Raw genomic sequence first — 15,575 nt, forward strand, 5'->3', positions numbered from 1 at the left:
AGGTAGTCGCCGCGCAGCTTGAGCGTGGGCGCGCCCAGCAGCATGCCCACCACCCCGGCGACGAAGGCGGCCACCGCCATCAGCACCCAGATGTTGTAGTGGATGCCGTTGGGGAAACCCTGGCGCACGGCCTCGAAGGCCTCGGCCAGGTGCGGCGAGCCCAGCAGGCCCATGATGTAGGCGCCCACCGCAAAGAAGGCGATGTAGCCCAGGTCGAGCAGGCCGGCGTAGCCGACCACGATGTTCAGGCCCAGGGCCAGCAGCACGTAGAGCAGCGCCATGTCCACGATGCGGACCCAGGCGTTGCCGTAACCCTGCAGCACGATGGGCAGGACCAGCAGCGCGGCAGCGGCCAGCAGGAAAACCAGCAGTTTGGAGGCTTTGGCATTCAACATGTGGGTGCTCCTGCGTCAGGCCCGATCGGCCACGCGTTCGCCCAGCAGGCCCGAGGGGCGCAGGGTGAGCACGATGGCCAGCACGATGAAGGCAAAAATGTCGGAGTACTGGCTGCCCAGGAAACCGCCGGTCAGCGACCCCAGGTAGCCCGCGCCGAGCGACTCGATCAGGCCCAGCGAAATGCCGCCGACCACCGCGCCGGCGAGGTTGCCGATGCCGCCGAACACCGCCGCCACAAACGCCTTGAGGCCGGGCATGAAGCCCATGGAGTGCTGCACCGTGCCGTAGTTGGACGCCCACATGATGCCGGCGATGGCCGCCAGCATGGCGCCGATGATGAAGGTGGCGGAAATCACCACGTCGGGCTTGATGCCCATGAGGCCGGCGACCTTGGGGTTTTCGGCCGTGGCCCGCATGGCGCGGCCCAGGTTGGTCTTGTTGACGATGTACATCAGCAACGACAGCACCACCGCGGTCGTGCCCAGGATGGCGATCTGCGTGGTGGAGATCACCGCGCCCCCCAGGTGGAAGGGCTCGGACGGCAGCAGCGTCGGGTAAGACTTGGGGTTGGGCTTCCAGATGATCATGGCCAGCGTCTGCAGCAGGATGCTCATCCCGATGGCGGTGATCAGCGGCGCCAGCCGGGGCGAGTTGCGCAGCGGCCGGTAGGCCAGCTTCTCGATGGTGAAGTTGAGCGTGGCGCACACCACCATGGCGATGAGGGCGGCGATGACCAGCAGGACCCAGCCCGGGATGCCGGGCATGGCGTCGCGCGCCTGCACGATGATGGTCCAGCTGGTGAGGGCGCCCACCATGAGCACGTCGCCGTGGGCGAAGTTGATGAGCCCGATGATGCCGTACACCATGGTGTAGCCCAAGGCCACCAAGGCGTACATGCTGCCCAGGACCAGACCGTTGATGATCTGCTGAAGCAAGATGTCCATGAAAGAAAGCTCCGTTGTGAGGGACTCACCGGCCCATTCGCGGGGTGCGCTCAGGCCAGCAAAAAACCCGCCGCACGAACCTGGGGTGGTGGCCGGCGGCGGGTTGGTGGGCGGATTGTAGCCACGCACCGGCGGGACACACCCACGTAGTTACACGGGTGCGCCCCGGGTAAACCCTGCAATTTCCAGGCCATTTGGGCGATTCTGTCGCCGCATCGACAAGTCAGCTCACTTATTAGCCGCGCTGATGTTGCGTTCGTGCAGTTCCCGCAACTTATCGCCAATGCGGATCTCCAAGCCGCGCGGCACCGGGCGGTAGAACGGCGGCGGGTGCAGGCCGTCGGGGAAGTAGTGCTCGCCGGCGGCGAAGGCGTCGGGCTCGTCGTGGGCGTAGCGGTAGGCCTTGCCAAAGTCGAGGTCTTTCATCAGCTGCGTCGGCGCGTTGCGCAGGTGCAGCGGCACGGGGCGGGAGCCGTCTTTTTTGACGAAGGCGCGCACCTCGTTGTAGGCCCGGTACACCGCGTTGCTCTTGGGCGCCACCGCCAGGTACACCACCGCCTGGGCCAGGGTCAGTTCGCCCTCGGGGCTGCCCAGGCGCTCGTACACCTCGGCCGCGTCCAGCGCCAGGCGCAGCGCGCGCGGGTCGGCCAGGCCGATGTCCTCGCTGGCCATGCGCACCAGCCGGCGCGCCAGGTAGCGCGGGTCGGCGCCGCCGTCGAGCATGCGCACCAGCCAATACAGGGCGGCGTCGGGGTCGGAGCCACGCACGCTTTTGTGCAGGGCCGAAATGGTGTCGTAAAACTGTTCACCGCCCTTGTCGTAGCGACGCAGCCGTTCGCCCAGCACCTGGAGCAACCAGCCGTCGGTCAAGGCGTCCAGCCCCTGGGCCTGCGCGGTCACGGCCAGGGTTTCCAGGGTGTTGAGCAGACGGCGCGCGTCGCCGTCGGCGTAAGCCAGCAGGCGTTGGCGGGCCGCGTCTTCCAGCGCGGGCACCGCCCCCAGCGCCTGGGCACGGGCCACCAGCTCGCCCAGGTCGTCTTCCGACAAGGGTTGCAGCACGTACACCGCGGCGCGCGACAGCAGCGCCGAATTCACCTCGAAACTGGGGTTTTCGGTGGTGGCGCCGACGAAGGTGAACAGCCCGCTTTCCACATGGGGCAAAAAGGCGTCCTGCTGGCTTTTGTTGAAGCGGTGCACCTCGTCCACGAAGACGATGGTGGCCTGCGGCTGCAGGCCGGTGCGGGCGTGTTCGGCTGTCTCGACCGCTTCGCGGATGTCCTTGACCCCGCCCAGCACCGCGCTGATGGCGATGAACTGCGCGTCGAAGGCCTGCGCCATCAGCCGGGCGATGGTGGTTTTGCCGACCCCGGGCGGGCCCCAGAGGATACAGCTGTGCGGGCGGCCGGATTCGAAGGCCATGCGCAAGGGCATGCCAGCGCCCAGCAGGTGCTGCTGGCCGATCACGTCGGCCAGGGTGCGGGGGCGCAGCCGTTCGGCCAGGGGAATGGGGGGGGTGGAAGCAGACATGGCGTGCCCGCCAGTGTAGTTCGGGCCGCCTTCAGGGGCGCACCACCTCGGCCCCCGGCGGAGGCTTGAAGTCGAAGTGCCCGGGTTTGAAGCCTGGGGCCGTGTCCATGGCCTCGAAGGTGAGGGTGGACCGCTGACCAAAACTGTCCAGCATGTCCAGCGCCGCCAGTTGGCCCTGGCGGAAGCCCAGGCGCACCTGCTGCAGCTGGCCGTCGCGCTGGCGCGGCTGCGCCTGCACCCAGGCCAGGCCGTCGCGGGCGCCCGGTTCGGGGGCGGAGTTGCTCAGGGTGAACACCCGGTCCAGGCCCTTGAGGTCGGGCGTGGCGGCGATCAGCGCCGCCGGCGTCTGGCCCAACACCTCGGCCTGGGGCCGGGCGGTCACCTGGTTCAGGTCCGCGTCGTACAGCCACAGGGTGGTGCCGTCGGCCACGATGGTTTGCTCGAACGGCCGGGTGTAGACGAAGCGAAAACGGTCGGGCCGCTGAAATTCGAACGTGCCGCTGCTGGTCTTGCGCCGCCCGGCGGTTTCGCCGGCCCGGGGGGGTGACTGCACCACCTGGGTGAAGGCCGTCTTGCCCTGCTGGGTGTTTTTCAGGAAGGCTTCCAGCGCGCGCAGGCCGTCGGTTTGTGCCAGGGCGGGGGCCGCCAGCGCACACAGCAGCGTGGCGCCGCCCAGCAGAGGGAGGAAGGGTCGTCGGGTCATGGCTGGTGTGAACCGGCGCCGGGGCGGCGGTTCCGCCCTGCGCCGGGGGCAGGTGTAAGGGTTGGTGACGGCGGGGTCATTCGCCGCCCCGCGCGGCCACCAGGATGTCGCGCTGGCCGCTGGCGGTGAGCGCGCTCACCAGGCCGGCGTTCTCCATGTCTTCCAGCAGGCGGGCGGCGCGGTTGTAGCCGATTTTCAGCTTGCGCTGCACGTAGCTGATGCTGGCCTTGCGGTCCTGCAGCACGATGGCCACAGCCTGGTCGTAGAGCGGGTCTTTTTCGCCGCCGGCCTCGCCGTCGCCGAACACATCCCCCCCGCCGCCCTCGCCATCACCGGCGCCTTCGAGCACGCCATCGAGGTAATCGGGCTCGCCAAACTGCTCCTTCAGGTAGCTGACCACGCGGTGCACCTCGTCGTCGCTCACAAACGCGCCGTGCACCCGCGTCGGGTAGCCGGTGCCGCTGGGCATGTAGAGCATGTCGCCCATGCCCAGCAGGGCCTCGGCGCCCATCTGGTCGAGGATGGTGCGGCTGTCGATCTTGCTGCTCACCTGGAAGCTGATGCGCGTGGGAATGTTGGCCTTGATCAGGCCGGTGATCACGTCCACGCTCGGGCGCTGAGTGGCCAGGATCAGGTGGATGCCGGCGGCGCGCGCCTTCTGCGCCAGCCGCGCGATCAGCTCCTCGATCTTCTTGCCCACCACCATCATGAGGTCGGCCAGTTCGTCGATCACCACCACGATGTAGGGCAGCCGCTCCAGCGGCTCGGGCTGCTCCGGCGTCAGGCTGAACGGGTTGCGAATGGATTCGCCGCGCGCCGCCGCCTCGTCGATCTTGGCGTTGTAGCCGGCCAGGTTGCGCACGCCCACCTTGCTCATCAGGCGGTAGCGCTTTTCCATTTCGCCCACGCACCAGTTCAGGCCGTGCGCGGCCTGCTTCATGTCGGTCACCACCGGGCAGAGCAGGTGCGGAATGCCCTCGTAGACGCTCAGTTCCAGCATCTTGGGGTCGATCAGCAGCAGCCGCACGTCGCGCGCATCGGCCTTGTACAGCAGGCTCAAGATCATCGCGTTGATGCCCACCGACTTGCCCGAACCGGTGGTGCCGGCCACCAGGCAGTGCGGCATCTTGGCCAGGTCGGCCACCACCGGGTGGCCCGCGATGTCCTTGCCCAGGCCCATGGTCAGCAGGCTTTTGGCGTCGGCGTAGACCTGCGAGCCCAGGATTTCGCTGAGCTTGATGGTCTGGCGCTTGGCGTTGGGCAGCTCCAGCGCCATCAGGTTCTTGCCCGGAATGGTCTCGATCACCCGGATGCTGACCAGCGACAGCGAGCGCGCCAGGTCGCGCGCCAGGTTGACCACCTGCGCGCCCTTGACGCCGGTGGCCGGCTCGATCTCGTAGCGGGTGATGACCGGGCCCGGCTGGGCCGCGACCACCGCCACCTCCACGCCAAAGTCGCGCAGCTTTTTCTCAATCAGCCGGCTGGTCATCTCCAGCGTCTCCGGCGAGACGGTGGACGGCTGCTTGCCGGCCGCGTCCAGCAGGTCCACCTGCGGCAGTTTGGAGTCGGGGATCTCGGCAAACAGCGGTTTTTGCCGTTCTTTCACCACCCGGGTGCTGGGCGGCACCTCGGCCAGGGTGGGTTCGATCTGCACCGCCTTGGCCGCCACGGCCCGGGGGGCGCGGGCGCGCGGGGGCGCGGTCCCGGTCCCGTCATCGCCTTCGCCGGCGCCGTCCGGGGACGGCGCCAAGTGGGGTTCGTGGGCCGGGTGCTCGACGCTGTAGCGGGCCTCCTGTTGTTCGCGTTCGCGTGCCGCCTGCTGGCCGATGCGCTGGTCCTCGTCGGCCTCGCGCCGTTCGCGGCGGCTGTCGAACCAGCCGTCCAGGGTGCGGCCACAGACCTCCGCCCACTGCCCCCAGCTGAAGCGGAACACCCAGGCCGAGGCCAGCACCAGCAGCGACAGGGCCAGCAGCGCCGACCCGGTGAAGCCCAGCCAGCGCGCGGCCCACGGCCCCAGCAGCTGACCCAGCACCCCGCCGGCCTGCCCGGGCAGCAACGCGTCCCAGCGGTGCAGCCGGCCCCACTCCAGCACGCTGCTGGCCGACAGCAGCAGACCCAGACCGAGCCAAAACAGCGCGCGCTGCCGACCCGAGGTGTGCCACCAGGGCAGCGCATCGGCCGCCGCGGCCGGGGCGTGCGCACGCAACCAGCGGGCCAGCGCCGCCAGCCAGGCGCGGCCCGCGGCCAGCACCGCCCACCAGACCGACATGCCCCCCAGGTAGTAGGACAGGTCGGCCAGCACCGCGCCGAGGCGCCCGCCCCAGTTGTTCACGGCCGGGCCGGTGCCCGAGGTGGACCAAGCCGGGTCGGCCAGACTGTGGCTCAACAAGGCGATCAGCCAGAACAGCAGCGCCACCGCGCCCAGCACCAACGAGATTTCCTGGGCAAAGCGCCGCAGCCCGCTGGGGGCGGCGTGGGCGGCGTCGCCGTTGAGGGTGTTCAGGGAATAGGTCATAAACGCACATGCAAGCTTAACCGACCCCGTACGGGGTCAGACCGCCCTTTCTACAATACGCCTTGACCCAACGAACGCTCCCCACCCGCCCATGAAACACGCCAAAGTCCTCATCCTCGGCTCCGGCCCCGCCGGCTACACCGCCGCCGTCTACGCCGCCCGCGCCAACCTGAACCCGCTGCTCATCACCGGCATGGCCCAGGGTGGCCAGCTCATGACCACCACCGAAGTGGACAACTGGCCCGCCGACGTGCACGGCGTGCAAGGCCCGGACCTGATGCAGCGCTTTCTGGAGCACGCCGAGCGTTTCAAGACCGAGATCGTGTTCGACCACATCAGCGCGGTCGATCTGTCCCAGCGCCCCTTCACCCTGACCGGCGACAGCGGCACCTACACCTGCGACAGCCTCATCATCGCCACCGGTGCCTCGGCCCGTTACCTGGGCCTGCCGTCGGAAGAAGCCTTCATGGGCAAGGGCGTGAGCGCCTGCGCCACCTGCGACGGCTTCTTCTACCGCGGCCAAGAGGTGTGCGTGGTCGGCGGCGGCAACACCGCCGTGGAAGAGGCGCTGTACCTGAGCAACATCGCCAGCAAGGTCACGCTGGTGCACCGCCGCGACACCTTCCGCGCCGAAGCCATCATGGTGGACAAGCTGATGGAGAAGGTGCGCGAAGGCAAGATCGAACTCAAGGTGTTCCATGTGCTCGACGAAGTGCTGGGCGACAAGACGGGCGTGACCGGCATCCGCGTCAAGCACGTGCAGACCGGCGCCACCGAAGACATCCAGCTGCAGGGCTGCTTCATCGCCATCGGCCACAGCCCGAACACCGAGATCTTCAAAGGCCAGCTGGAGATGCACGATGGCTACCTGAAGACCCACGGCGGCCAGCAGGGCTTTGCCACCCAAACCAGCGTGCCCGGCGTGTTCGCCGCCGGCGACGTGCAGGACCACATTTACCGCCAGGCCATCACCAGCGCCGGCACCGGCTGCATGGCCGCGCTGGACGCGCAGCGCTTCCTGGAGCAGCACCCCAGCGCCTGACCCCGACGGAGCCGCGCCCGGCGGCGGCAGGCTCAGGTCAGCACGTGGTCGGCGCGGGGCTGCAAGGGCGCTGGCAGCTCGGCCACGTCGCACATCTCCAGCAGGGTGCGCTCGGCGGTGATGCACAGCGCATCCAGCGCCAGGTCGTTGGGCTCGGTGCCGAAGGGCTCCTCCAACTCGCTGGCGATGGCGTCCAAGGCCATGAAGGCGTAGGAGATGAACACCGCGATCAGCGGCGTGAGCACGCCCACCGCGTCCAGCAGGCTGAAGGGCAGCAGCGCGCAGTAGACGTAGACCGTGCGGTGCAGCAACACGCTGTAGGCGTAGGGAATGGGGGTGCTGGCCAGGCGCTCGCAACCGCCATGGCAGGCGGTCAGCTCGTTGAGGTTGCTGTCCATGGCCCGCACGCCCTCTTCGGACAGGCGGCCGGCGGCGTGCTGCGCCTGCACCCACCGCCCCATGTCGCGCAGCAGCAGCACACAGGCGTATTCGGCCCGGCCCAGGCGTTGGGCCAAGGTCGGCGGCAACAGGCGATCCAGGTCGCCCTGCCCCGGGGTGCGGCGCAGCTGGTGCTTCAGCTGGCAGGCAAAAGCGATCAGCAAAGCGGCCAGGGCGCGCACCTCGGGGTCGCCGGGGCCGCGGCAGGTCAGCGTCTGGGCCTGGCGCAGCAGGGCGCGGGCGTTGACCAGCAAGGCCCCCCAGAACTTGCGGGCTTCCCAGAAACGGTCGTAACTGGCGCTGTTGCGAAAGCCCAGAAAAATGGCCAGCGCGATGCCGATCAGGCTGAACGGCGCCGTGGACATGTGCAGGTCCCAGGCGGCCAGCTGCGGCATGGCCAGCACGGCCCCCACTCCCACCGCGCCGATGAGCAGCAGCCGCGACAGGATTTTGTGCAGGACCGAGCCGTGCCACACGAAAACCAGACGGAACCAATGTTGTTTGGGGCGAACGATCATGCGGCTGGACGGGCGTACCCAAGATGCACCGATGTTAGCGCGCCGACCGTGGCGTTCCGGGCACAGCCTCACTGGACTCAAACGCCTCATCGATGTAGAATGTTGGGTTTGGTGCGTTTGGGCTTGCCCAGCCGCTCCAATTTCAACCGCCCGCGAGCCGGAGCCGTCCACACCGCCTGAGAAGGTCGTGGGGCAGTCGGCACAACACAGGACGTGGGCGAGGTGCGGCGTACAGCCGTTAATTTTTACTGGAGTGTCCATCATGGCACGCGTGTGTGAAGTCACGGGCAAGAAGCCCATGGTCGGGAACAACGTTTCCCACGCCAACAACAAAACCAAGCGCCGGTTCCTGCCGAACCTGCAGTCCCGCCGTTTCTGGGTCGAGAGCGAGAACCGCTGGGTGCGCCTGCGCGTCTCCGGCGCTGCCCTGCGTCTGATCGACAAAAACGGTATCGATGCTGTGCTCGCCGACCTGCGCGCACGTGGCCAAGCCTAATCGTTAAGGAGCTGAACCATGGCAACCAAAGGCGGACGCGAAAAAATCAAGCTGGAATCCACTGCCGGCACCGGTCACTTCTACACGACCACCAAAAACAAGAAAACCATGCCCGAGAAGATGCTGATCGTGAAATTCGATCCGAAAGCTCGCAAGCATGTGGACTACAAAGAAGTCAAGCTGAAGTGATTCGGCGCTGACCCCCAAAAACCGCTGGCTCCCCAGCGGTTTTTTTGTGCCCGGCCACGGCGGTCTAGAATCGCGCCATCGCCGACGCCCCTCCCCCATGAAAACCCTGCTCCATCCCACCCGAACGGTGGCCCTGGTGTTCGCACTGGCGATCCTGGTGGGCACGGGCCTGCTGATGCTGCCCCAGGCGCAGGCGCAGGGCGTGTCGGCCCCCTGGCTGACGGCCTTTTTCACCGCGGTCTCGGCGGTGTGCGTGACCGGCCTGGTGGTGGTGGACACCGGCACCTACTGGACGGTCTGGGGCCAGACCGTGATCTTGGGGCTGTTCCAACTCGGCGGTTTCGGCATGATGACCGCCGCCACCCTGCTCGGCCTGCTGGTCAACCGGTCCTTGCGGCTGCGCAGCCGGCTGATCACGCAGGCAGAAACCCATGTGGTGGGCCTGGGCGACGTGACCAGCGTGGCCAAGTTGGTGTTCGGCGTGACGCTGGTGTGCGAACTGCTGATGGCCGCGGTGCTGGCCGGCCGGCTGCACCTGAGTTACGGACTGCCCTGGTCCGAGGCCGCCTGGAGCGGCCTATTCCACGCGGTCTCGGCCTTCAACAACGCGGGGTTTTCCATCCATGCCGACGGCCTGACGCGCTACCAGACCGACGCCTGGGTGCTGACCCCAGTGATGTTCGCCATCGTGGTGGGCGGGCTGGGGTTCCCCGTGCTGCACGACATGCGCAGCCGGCCGAACGACCCGCACCACTGGTCGCTGCACACCAAGCTGACCCTGCTGGGCACGGCGGGACTGCTGTTGTTCGGCTTTGTCTGCACCCTGTGGTTCGAGTGGTCCAACCCCGGCACGCTGGGGCCCATGGGCTGGTTGGACAAGGCGCTCAACGCCGCTTTCGTGTCGGTGTCGGCGCGCACCGCCGGCTTCAACGCGCTCGACATTGCCGCGCTGAGCCATGAAAGTTGGGCACTGCACTACTTCCTCATGTTCATCGGCGGCGGCAGCGCCGGCACCGCCGGGGGGGTGAAGGTGGGCACCTTCCTGGTGCTGGTGCTGCTGGTGGTGGCCGAAGTCCGGGGCCGCAGCGACACCGAAGCCTTTGGCCGGCGGATCTCGCCGGCGGCGCAGCGCCAGGCCATCACCGTGCTGGTGCTGGGCAGCAGCATGGTGGTGCTGGGCACGCTGGTGCTGCTGCGCGGCACCGCCATACCCACCGACCAGATCATTTTCGAGGTGGTGTCGGCCTTTGGCACGGTCGGCCTGTCCACCGGCATCACCGCCGACCTGCCCCCGGCCAGCCAGCTCATGCTGACGCTGCTGATGTACGTGGGCCGGGTCGGCACCATCACCCTGGCCGCGTCGCTCGCCCTGGGCGAGCACCGCATGCCTTACCGCTACCCCGAGGAGCATCCAATTGTTGGGTAAATTGTTCACCGAACAGCACGCCTTTTCGCAGGGCGACAGCGTGGTCGTCATCGGGCTGGGGCGCTTCGGCAGCGCCGTGGCGCAGTCGCTGGTGCGGCTGGGGCACGACGTCATGGGCATCGACGCCGAGGAAGAACCGGTGCAGGCCTGGGCCGACCGGCTGACCCACGCGGTGCAGGCCGACGGCACCAATGTGCAGGTGCTGCGCCAGCTGGGCGTGGCCGACTTCGCCCATGCCATCGTCGGCATCGGCACCGACCTGGCCGCCAGCCTGATGACGGTGATGGCGCTGACAGAGCTGGAGATCCGGGACATCTGGGTCAAGGCACTGACCACCGAGCACGGCCAGATCGCCCAGCGCATCGGCGCGCACCACGTGGTCTACCCCGAGGCCGACATGGGCGCGCGGGTGGCGCACCTGATCACGGGCCGGATGATGGACTACATCGAGTTCGACGACGGCTTTGCCATCGCCAAGATCCGCGCACCGCTGCCGGCCCAGAACCGCTCGCTGGCCGAGTCGTCGGTGCGCGAGCGCTTTGGGGTGACGGTGGTGGGCGTGAAGCGGCAGAACCAGGACTTCCGCCACGCCAAACCCGACACGGTGATCCTGCCGGGGGACCTGCTGATCGTGTCGGGCCCCACCCGCAAGGTGGAGAAGTTCGCCGCGTTTTCCAGCGAACGCTGACCTCAGGCCAGGCGCACCGCGCGCAGCTTGACGGAGTAGTCGCGCAGGGCGGCAATGCCGCTTTCCTCGGCGCGGCGGCACCAGGCCTGCAGGTCCTTGGCCAGCTGTTCGCGGTTGTGCGAGGTGTTGGACCAGAGCTGGCGCAACTCTTCGCGCATGGCGTGCATCTGCGCCAGCGCCGGGTGGGCGGCGCGCACCTGGGCCACCTTGGCCTGGTACTTGGCGGGCACCTTGTCGTCGTCGCGGTGCAGCCAGCGGCGGGCGGCCTCCAGCATGGACGCGTCGGCGCTGCGGGCTTTGAGGGCATCGACCTCGGCCTGCACCGTCGCGCGCATCTGGCGGGCGTAACCGGCCATCACCTCGTAGCGGTTGGCGATGATGGCTTCCAGCGTCTTTTCGTCAGCCACCGGCTTGACGTCGCCAAAGGCGAGCTTGGGCGGGGTCTTTTTGGGCTTGGCCAGGCCGAACTTGGCCAGGATGCTGATGTAGAGCCAGCCGATGTCGAACTCGTAGGGTTTGACCGAGAACTTGGCCGACGTCGGGTAGGTGTGGTGGTTGTTGTGCAGTTCCTCGCCACCCACGATGATGCCCCAGGGCGAGACGTTGGTGCTGGCGTCGGTGGCCTCGAAGTTGCGGTACCCCCAGAAGTGGCCGATGCCGTTGATGACGCCGGCGGCCCAGAACGGGATCCAGGCCATCTGCACCGCCCACACGGCCAGACCCAGCGCGCCGAACAGGGCGACGTCGAGGATGAGCATCAGGCTCACGCCTAGGCGCGAGTGCCGGGTGTAGACGTTGCGCTCCATCCAGTCGTCGGGCGTGCCGTGGCCGTAGCGGTCCAGGGTGTCCTGGTTCTTGGCTTCGGCGCGGTACAGCTCGGCGCCTTCCCAGAACACCTTCTTGATGCCGAACACCTGCGGGCTGTGCGGGTCGCCGTCCTGTTCGCACTTGGCGTGGTGTTTGCGGTGGATGGCGGCCCACTCCTTGGTGAGCATGCCGGTGGTCATCCACAGCCAGAAGCGGAAAAAGTGCGCCACGGCGGGGTGCAGGTCCAGCGCGCGGTGGGCCTGGTGGCGGTGCAGGAACAGGGTGACGCTGACGATGGTGATGTGCGTCATGACCAAGGCCACGATGAGCACCTGCCACCAGGTCGCGCCGGTGAGGCCGTTCGACAACAGGGCGATGAGCCCGTTCCAGCCCGATTCGATCACAGACATGTATGTCCTTTGACTAGGAAAAAAGCACGCGCACCGGGCATGGGCCGCGGCGGCATAGCCCCCGATTTTAGGTCGGGGTGGTCAAAACACCAAATCGGGCACGGGCTGCGGCCAGGCGCCGCCACAGTGGATTCAGGGTTTCTTGACCCACACCGCGGCGAAAAAGCCGTCGGTGTGGTGCAGGTGGGGCCACAGCCGCAGGTATCCAGACCGGCACAGCCCCTCGGCTTGTTCGACGCCGGCGTGGCGCAGGAGTTCCTCCACCGGCAGCGGCTGGAAGTCGCGCGGGTGGGCGGCACCGAAGGCGGCGGCCACGGCCTCATTTTCTTCGGGCAGCAGGCTGCAAGTGGCGTACACCAGGCGCCCGCCCGGTTTGACCAACCGCGCCGCGCTGGCCAGGATGCGGCCCTGCAGCTCGGCCAGTTCGGCCACGGCCTGGGGCTTCTGGCGCCACTTCAGGTCGGGGTTGCGGCGCAGGGTGCCCAGGCCGGAACAGGGCGCGTCCACCATCACCCGGTCGGCCTTGCCGCGCAGGCGCAGCACGCGCTCGTCCTGCTCGTGGGCAATCGCCATGGGGAAGACGTTGCTGAGGCCGCTACGTTGCAGGCGCGGCGCTAGGGCGTCCAGCCGGTGGGCCGAGGTGTCGAAAGCGTAAAGCCGGCCGGTGTTGCGCATCACCGCGCCCAGGGCCAGGGTTTTGCCGCCGGCCCCGGCACAGAAGTCCACCACCACCTCGTTGCGCTTGGCTTCCAGCAACAGGGCCAGCAGCTGCGAGCCTTCGTCCTGCACCTCGACGGCGCCGCTCTGGAACAGCGCTTCGCGCTGGAGCGCGGGCTTGCCCTGCAGCCGCACGCCCCAGGGCGAGTACGGCGTGGGCTCGGCCGCGTGGCCGGCGGCGGCCAGCTGCTGCAGCACGGCAGGGCGCTTGGCCTTGAGCGGGTTGACGCGCAGGTCCAGCGGCGCGGGCTGGTTCAGGGCGGCGGCCAGGGCGGGGAAAGCGTCGCCCAGCTCGGCCTGCAGGCGTTCGCCCAACCAGGGCGGCAGCAGGTGGTGCGCCTGGGGTGGGGCTTCGCGCGGCAGGGCGTCGGGCAGGCAGGTGGCCAGCCAGGCGCGTTCGGCCTCGGTGGCGGCGTCGGGCCAGGGGGTGTCGTCGCGGCGCGCCAGCAGGGCCAGGCGGCGCGCCTGGCGGCGGGCCGGCGTCTGGCCTTTGGGGGCGGGCGCCTCCTCCGGGGCCTGGCGCAGCCACCACTGCAGGCGCGGCCACTCGCGCAGCACGGCGTAGACCGTGTCGGACAGGGCGTGGCGTTCGCGCGGGCCGAGCTGGCGGTGTTCTTTGAAGTAGCGGGCGGCGGTGGCGTCGGCGGGGTGTTGGAAGGACAGCACCTGCTCGACGAGGTCGGCGGCGTGGTCCAGCAAGGCGTTCGGGTGCATGGGGCGATTGTCGGGCATAGACCCGGACGCGCGGCCCGGGGCGGGGCGGGCACCGCCGGTGGCAGACAAAGACGGCCAGGCCGCGTACCATGGAGGCGCACCGCCACGGTCGCCCCCGGCCCCGGGCGGTCCACTGCACTCGCCCATGGACGCCACACACCTCCCCCCTGACGCGCTGGGTTTGGGCGCTTCGCTGCTGATCGGCCTGCTGATCGGGCTGCAACGCGGTTGGCAGGAACGCGACCTGCCCGAAGGCGGCCGGGTGGCCGGACTGCGCACCTTTGCGCTGGTGGGGCTGCTGGGCGGGGTGCTGGGCAGCTGGCTGCCGCGCTTCGGGCCGTGGCCGCTGGTGGCCGCACTGCTGGGCGTGGCGCTGCTGCTGGCGGTGTCTTACGGGCAGGCGGCGCGCCACAGCCACAAGGTCAGCGTGACCAGCGCGGTGGCCATGCTGCTGACGCTGCTGCTGGGCGCCTACGCCGCCGCGGGCGGGGTGGCGCTGGCCTTCGCGGCGGCGGTGGTGGTATCGGTGCTGCTGGACCTCAAGCCGACGCTGCACGGCTGGCTGCGCGCGATCGACCACCGCGAGCTGAGCGCCGCGCTGCAACTGCTGGTGCTGACGGTGGTGATCCTGCCCAACCTGCCGAACCAGGGCTACGGCCCCTACGACGCCTGGAACCCGCACGAGCTGTGGTGGGCGGTGGTGCTGATCACCGGCCTGTCGCTGAGCGGGCATTGGGCCATCCGCATGACCGGCACCCACCGCGGCCTGCTGTGGACGGGGTGGTTGGGCGGGCTGGCGTCGTCCACCGCCGCGACGCTGGCCCTGGCCCGCTACGCCCGCGCCCAACCGGCGCTGGCCCCGGCTGCGGCGGCCGGCACCCTGGCCGCCTGGGGCGTGATGTTCCTGCGCATGGCGGGGCTGATCGCGGCCATCCAGCCCGGCCTGCTGGCCACGCTGGGGGCCACCCTGCTGGCGCCGGCCCTGGCCCTGCTGGCATTCAGCGCCGCGCTGGCGTGGCGCACGCCCGCCCCGCCAACCGCCCCGGCCGCGGACGACCCGGCGGCGCCGCAGGCGCCCCCGCTGGGCCCCACCTCCGGGCTGGGCACGGCGCTGGGGTTTGGCGCTTTTCTGGCGCTGATGGCGGTGCTGGTGCCGGCCGCCCGCGAGGCGCTGGGCGCACAGGGGGTGCTGGTGCTGTCGGCCGTCTCGGGCCTGGCGGACGTGGACGCCATCGTCATTTCGCTGGCCCGCCAGCCCGACAGCGGCGGGGCGGCGGCCGCCACCACGGCCCTGGCCATTGGCCTGGCGGCGCTGAGCAACACCCTGGTCAAGGCCGGCATCGCCTGGAGCACCGGGGGCGGCGCGCTGGGCCGGCCGGTGCTGCTGGGCGCCACGCTGGCGGGGCTGGCCGGGGCACTGGGCACGGCGGCGGCGCTGGCGCTGGGCTGACGGCCGTGCCCAGGCCGGGTGCGGGATAATTCCGCCCCATGTCTGAGATCGAACACCAGGTGCGCCGTCGCCGCACCTTTGCCATCATTTCGCACCCCGACGCCGGTAAAACCACGCTGACCGAGAAGCTGCTGCTGTTCTCGGGCGCCATCAACATCGCCGGGTCCGTGAAGGCGCGCAAGGCCGCGCGCCATGCCACCTCCGACTGGATGGAGATCGAAAAGCAGCGCGGCATTTCCGTGGCCTCCAGCGTGATGCAGATGGAATACCGCGACTGCGTGATCAACCTGCTCGACACGCCCGGCCACCAGGACTTTTCCGAAGACACCTACCGCGTGCTGACCGCGGTGGACGCGGCGCTGATGGTGATCGACGCGGCCAACGGCGTGGAACCGCAGACCCGCCGCCTGTTGCAGGTGTGCCGTGCGCGCAACACGCCCATCCTGACCTTCGTGAACAAGATGGACCGCGAGGTGCAGGCGCCGCTGGACGTGATGGACGAGATCGAACGCGAACTCGGCATGACGGTGGTGCCCTTCACCTGGCCGGTGGGCATGGGCAAGCTGTTCCACGGCGTGTACGACCGCCGCAGCGA

The 15,575-nt window shown here is 69.0% G+C and carries 15 protein-coding genes; 7 read left to right on the top strand and 8 right to left on the bottom strand.

Features of this window, described 5'->3' with window-relative positions:
- The 5 genes from HA630_RS23890 to HA630_RS20960 all read right to left on the bottom strand — a co-directional run.
- A partial coding sequence (locus tag HA630_RS23890) for an ABC transporter permease subunit (protein WP_407061939.1) occupies positions 1 to 395 on the bottom strand: 395 nt, incomplete at its 3' end.
- Positions 396 to 410: 15 nt separating this feature from the next.
- Positions 411 to 1,340 (bottom strand): branched-chain amino acid ABC transporter permease, encoded by a 930-nt coding sequence (locus tag HA630_RS20945; protein WP_166837465.1) that lies wholly within the window; start codon positions 1,338 to 1,340, stop codon positions 411 to 413.
- A 228-nt stretch (positions 1,341 to 1,568) separates the two neighbouring features.
- Positions 1,569 to 2,867 carry a replication-associated recombination protein A gene (locus HA630_RS20950; protein ID WP_166837467.1) on the bottom strand — a complete coding sequence of 433 codons (1,299 nt, stop codon included), beginning with the start codon at positions 2,865 to 2,867 and terminating at the stop codon, positions 1,569 to 1,571.
- Positions 2,868 to 2,898: 31 nt separating this feature from the next.
- Positions 2,899 to 3,570, bottom strand: a complete 672-nt coding sequence (locus HA630_RS20955) for an outer-membrane lipoprotein carrier protein LolA (RefSeq protein ID WP_166837469.1) — start codon at positions 3,568 to 3,570, stop codon at positions 2,899 to 2,901.
- Positions 3,571 to 3,646: 76 nt separating this feature from the next.
- Complete coding sequence (locus tag HA630_RS20960; protein ID WP_166837471.1) at positions 3,647 to 6,085, bottom strand: DNA translocase FtsK; 2,439 nt, start codon at positions 6,083 to 6,085, stop codon at positions 3,647 to 3,649.
- 91 nt (positions 6,086 to 6,176) lie between these two features.
- Between HA630_RS20960 and trxB the strand changes: the two genes are divergently transcribed.
- Entirely contained in the window at positions 6,177 to 7,127 is a 951-nt protein-coding gene (gene trxB, locus HA630_RS20965) for a thioredoxin-disulfide reductase (protein WP_166837473.1), read from the top strand.
- A 32-nt stretch (positions 7,128 to 7,159) separates the two neighbouring features.
- Here the strand turns inward: trxB and HA630_RS20970 are convergent, their stop codons facing one another.
- The gene (locus HA630_RS20970; RefSeq protein ID WP_166837475.1) at positions 7,160 to 8,083 is read right to left on the bottom strand and encodes a bestrophin family protein; all 924 of its coding nucleotides are present in this window, start codon (positions 8,081 to 8,083) and stop codon (positions 7,160 to 7,162) included.
- Between the two features lie 262 nt (positions 8,084 to 8,345).
- Between HA630_RS20970 and rpmB the strand changes: the two genes are divergently transcribed.
- The 4 genes from rpmB to HA630_RS20990 all read left to right on the top strand — a co-directional run bounded on the left by rpmB (position 8,346) and on the right by HA630_RS20990 (position 10,882).
- Positions 8,346 to 8,579 (top strand): 50S ribosomal protein L28, encoded by a 234-nt coding sequence (gene rpmB / locus HA630_RS20975; protein WP_101048611.1) that lies wholly within the window; start codon positions 8,346 to 8,348, stop codon positions 8,577 to 8,579.
- 18 nt (positions 8,580 to 8,597) lie between these two features.
- Entirely contained in the window at positions 8,598 to 8,768 is a 171-nt protein-coding gene (gene rpmG / locus HA630_RS20980; RefSeq protein WP_166837477.1) for a 50S ribosomal protein L33, read from the top strand.
- Positions 8,769 to 8,865: 97 nt separating this feature from the next.
- Positions 8,866 to 10,194 carry a TrkH family potassium uptake protein gene (locus HA630_RS20985; protein ID WP_166837479.1) on the top strand — a complete coding sequence of 443 codons (1,329 nt, stop codon included), beginning with the start codon at positions 8,866 to 8,868 and terminating at the stop codon, positions 10,192 to 10,194.
- Positions 10,184 to 10,882, top strand: a complete 699-nt coding sequence (locus HA630_RS20990) for a TrkA family potassium uptake protein (protein WP_243855601.1) — start codon at positions 10,184 to 10,186, stop codon at positions 10,880 to 10,882. The genes HA630_RS20985 and HA630_RS20990 overlap by 11 nt, the downstream gene beginning before the upstream one ends.
- Before the next feature lie 2 nt (positions 10,883 to 10,884).
- Here HA630_RS20990 and HA630_RS20995 read toward each other — a convergent pair whose 3' ends face one another.
- On the bottom strand, positions 10,885 to 12,099 hold the full coding sequence (locus tag HA630_RS20995) for a fatty acid desaturase (protein WP_166837481.1): 1,215 nt from the start codon (positions 12,097 to 12,099) through the stop codon (positions 10,885 to 10,887).
- Positions 12,100 to 12,231: 132 nt separating this feature from the next.
- The gene (locus HA630_RS21000) at positions 12,232 to 13,530 is read right to left on the bottom strand and encodes an RsmB/NOP family class I SAM-dependent RNA methyltransferase (protein ID WP_166837483.1); all 1,299 of its coding nucleotides are present in this window, start codon (positions 13,528 to 13,530) and stop codon (positions 12,232 to 12,234) included.
- A gap of 145 nt (positions 13,531 to 13,675) precedes the next feature.
- Here HA630_RS21000 and HA630_RS21005 point away from each other — a divergent pair, with 145 nt between their 5' ends.
- Positions 13,676 to 14,980 (top strand): DUF4010 domain-containing protein, encoded by a 1,305-nt coding sequence (locus tag HA630_RS21005; protein WP_166837485.1) that lies wholly within the window; start codon positions 13,676 to 13,678, stop codon positions 14,978 to 14,980.
- A 38-nt stretch (positions 14,981 to 15,018) separates the two neighbouring features.
- Positions 15,019 to 15,575 (top strand): GTP-binding protein (locus HA630_RS21010; protein WP_166837487.1); only part of this gene is annotated, 557 nt, incomplete at its 3' end.

The sequence above is a fragment of the Aquabacterium sp. A08 genome (assembly GCF_011742065.1).

Coding starts and splice junctions, on each gene's coding strand:
- rpmB (WP_101048611.1), top strand. CDS start 8,346: ATGGCACGCGTGTGTGAAGTCACGGGCAAGAAGCCCATGGTCGGGAAC.
- rpmG (WP_166837477.1), top strand. CDS start 8,598: ATGGCAACCAAAGGCGGACGCGAAAAAATCAAGCTGGAATCCACTGCC.
- HA630_RS20955 (WP_166837469.1), bottom strand. CDS start 3,570: ATGACCCGACGACCCTTCCTCCCTCTGCTGGGCGGCGCCACGCTGCTG.
- HA630_RS21005 (WP_166837485.1), top strand. CDS start 13,676: ATGGACGCCACACACCTCCCCCCTGACGCGCTGGGTTTGGGCGCTTCG.
- HA630_RS20985 (WP_166837479.1), top strand. CDS start 8,866: ATGAAAACCCTGCTCCATCCCACCCGAACGGTGGCCCTGGTGTTCGCA.
- HA630_RS20950 (WP_166837467.1), bottom strand. CDS start 2,867: ATGTCTGCTTCCACCCCCCCCATTCCCCTGGCCGAACGGCTGCGCCCC.
- HA630_RS21000 (WP_166837483.1), bottom strand. CDS start 13,530: ATGCACCCGAACGCCTTGCTGGACCACGCCGCCGACCTCGTCGAGCAG.
- HA630_RS20945 (WP_166837465.1), bottom strand. CDS start 1,340: ATGGACATCTTGCTTCAGCAGATCATCAACGGTCTGGTCCTGGGCAGC.
- HA630_RS20960 (WP_166837471.1), bottom strand. CDS start 6,085: ATGACCTATTCCCTGAACACCCTCAACGGCGACGCCGCCCACGCCGCC.
- HA630_RS20995 (WP_166837481.1), bottom strand. CDS start 12,099: ATGTCTGTGATCGAATCGGGCTGGAACGGGCTCATCGCCCTGTTGTCG.
- trxB (WP_166837473.1), top strand. CDS start 6,177: ATGAAACACGCCAAAGTCCTCATCCTCGGCTCCGGCCCCGCCGGCTAC.
- HA630_RS20970 (WP_166837475.1), bottom strand. CDS start 8,083: ATGATCGTTCGCCCCAAACAACATTGGTTCCGTCTGGTTTTCGTGTGG.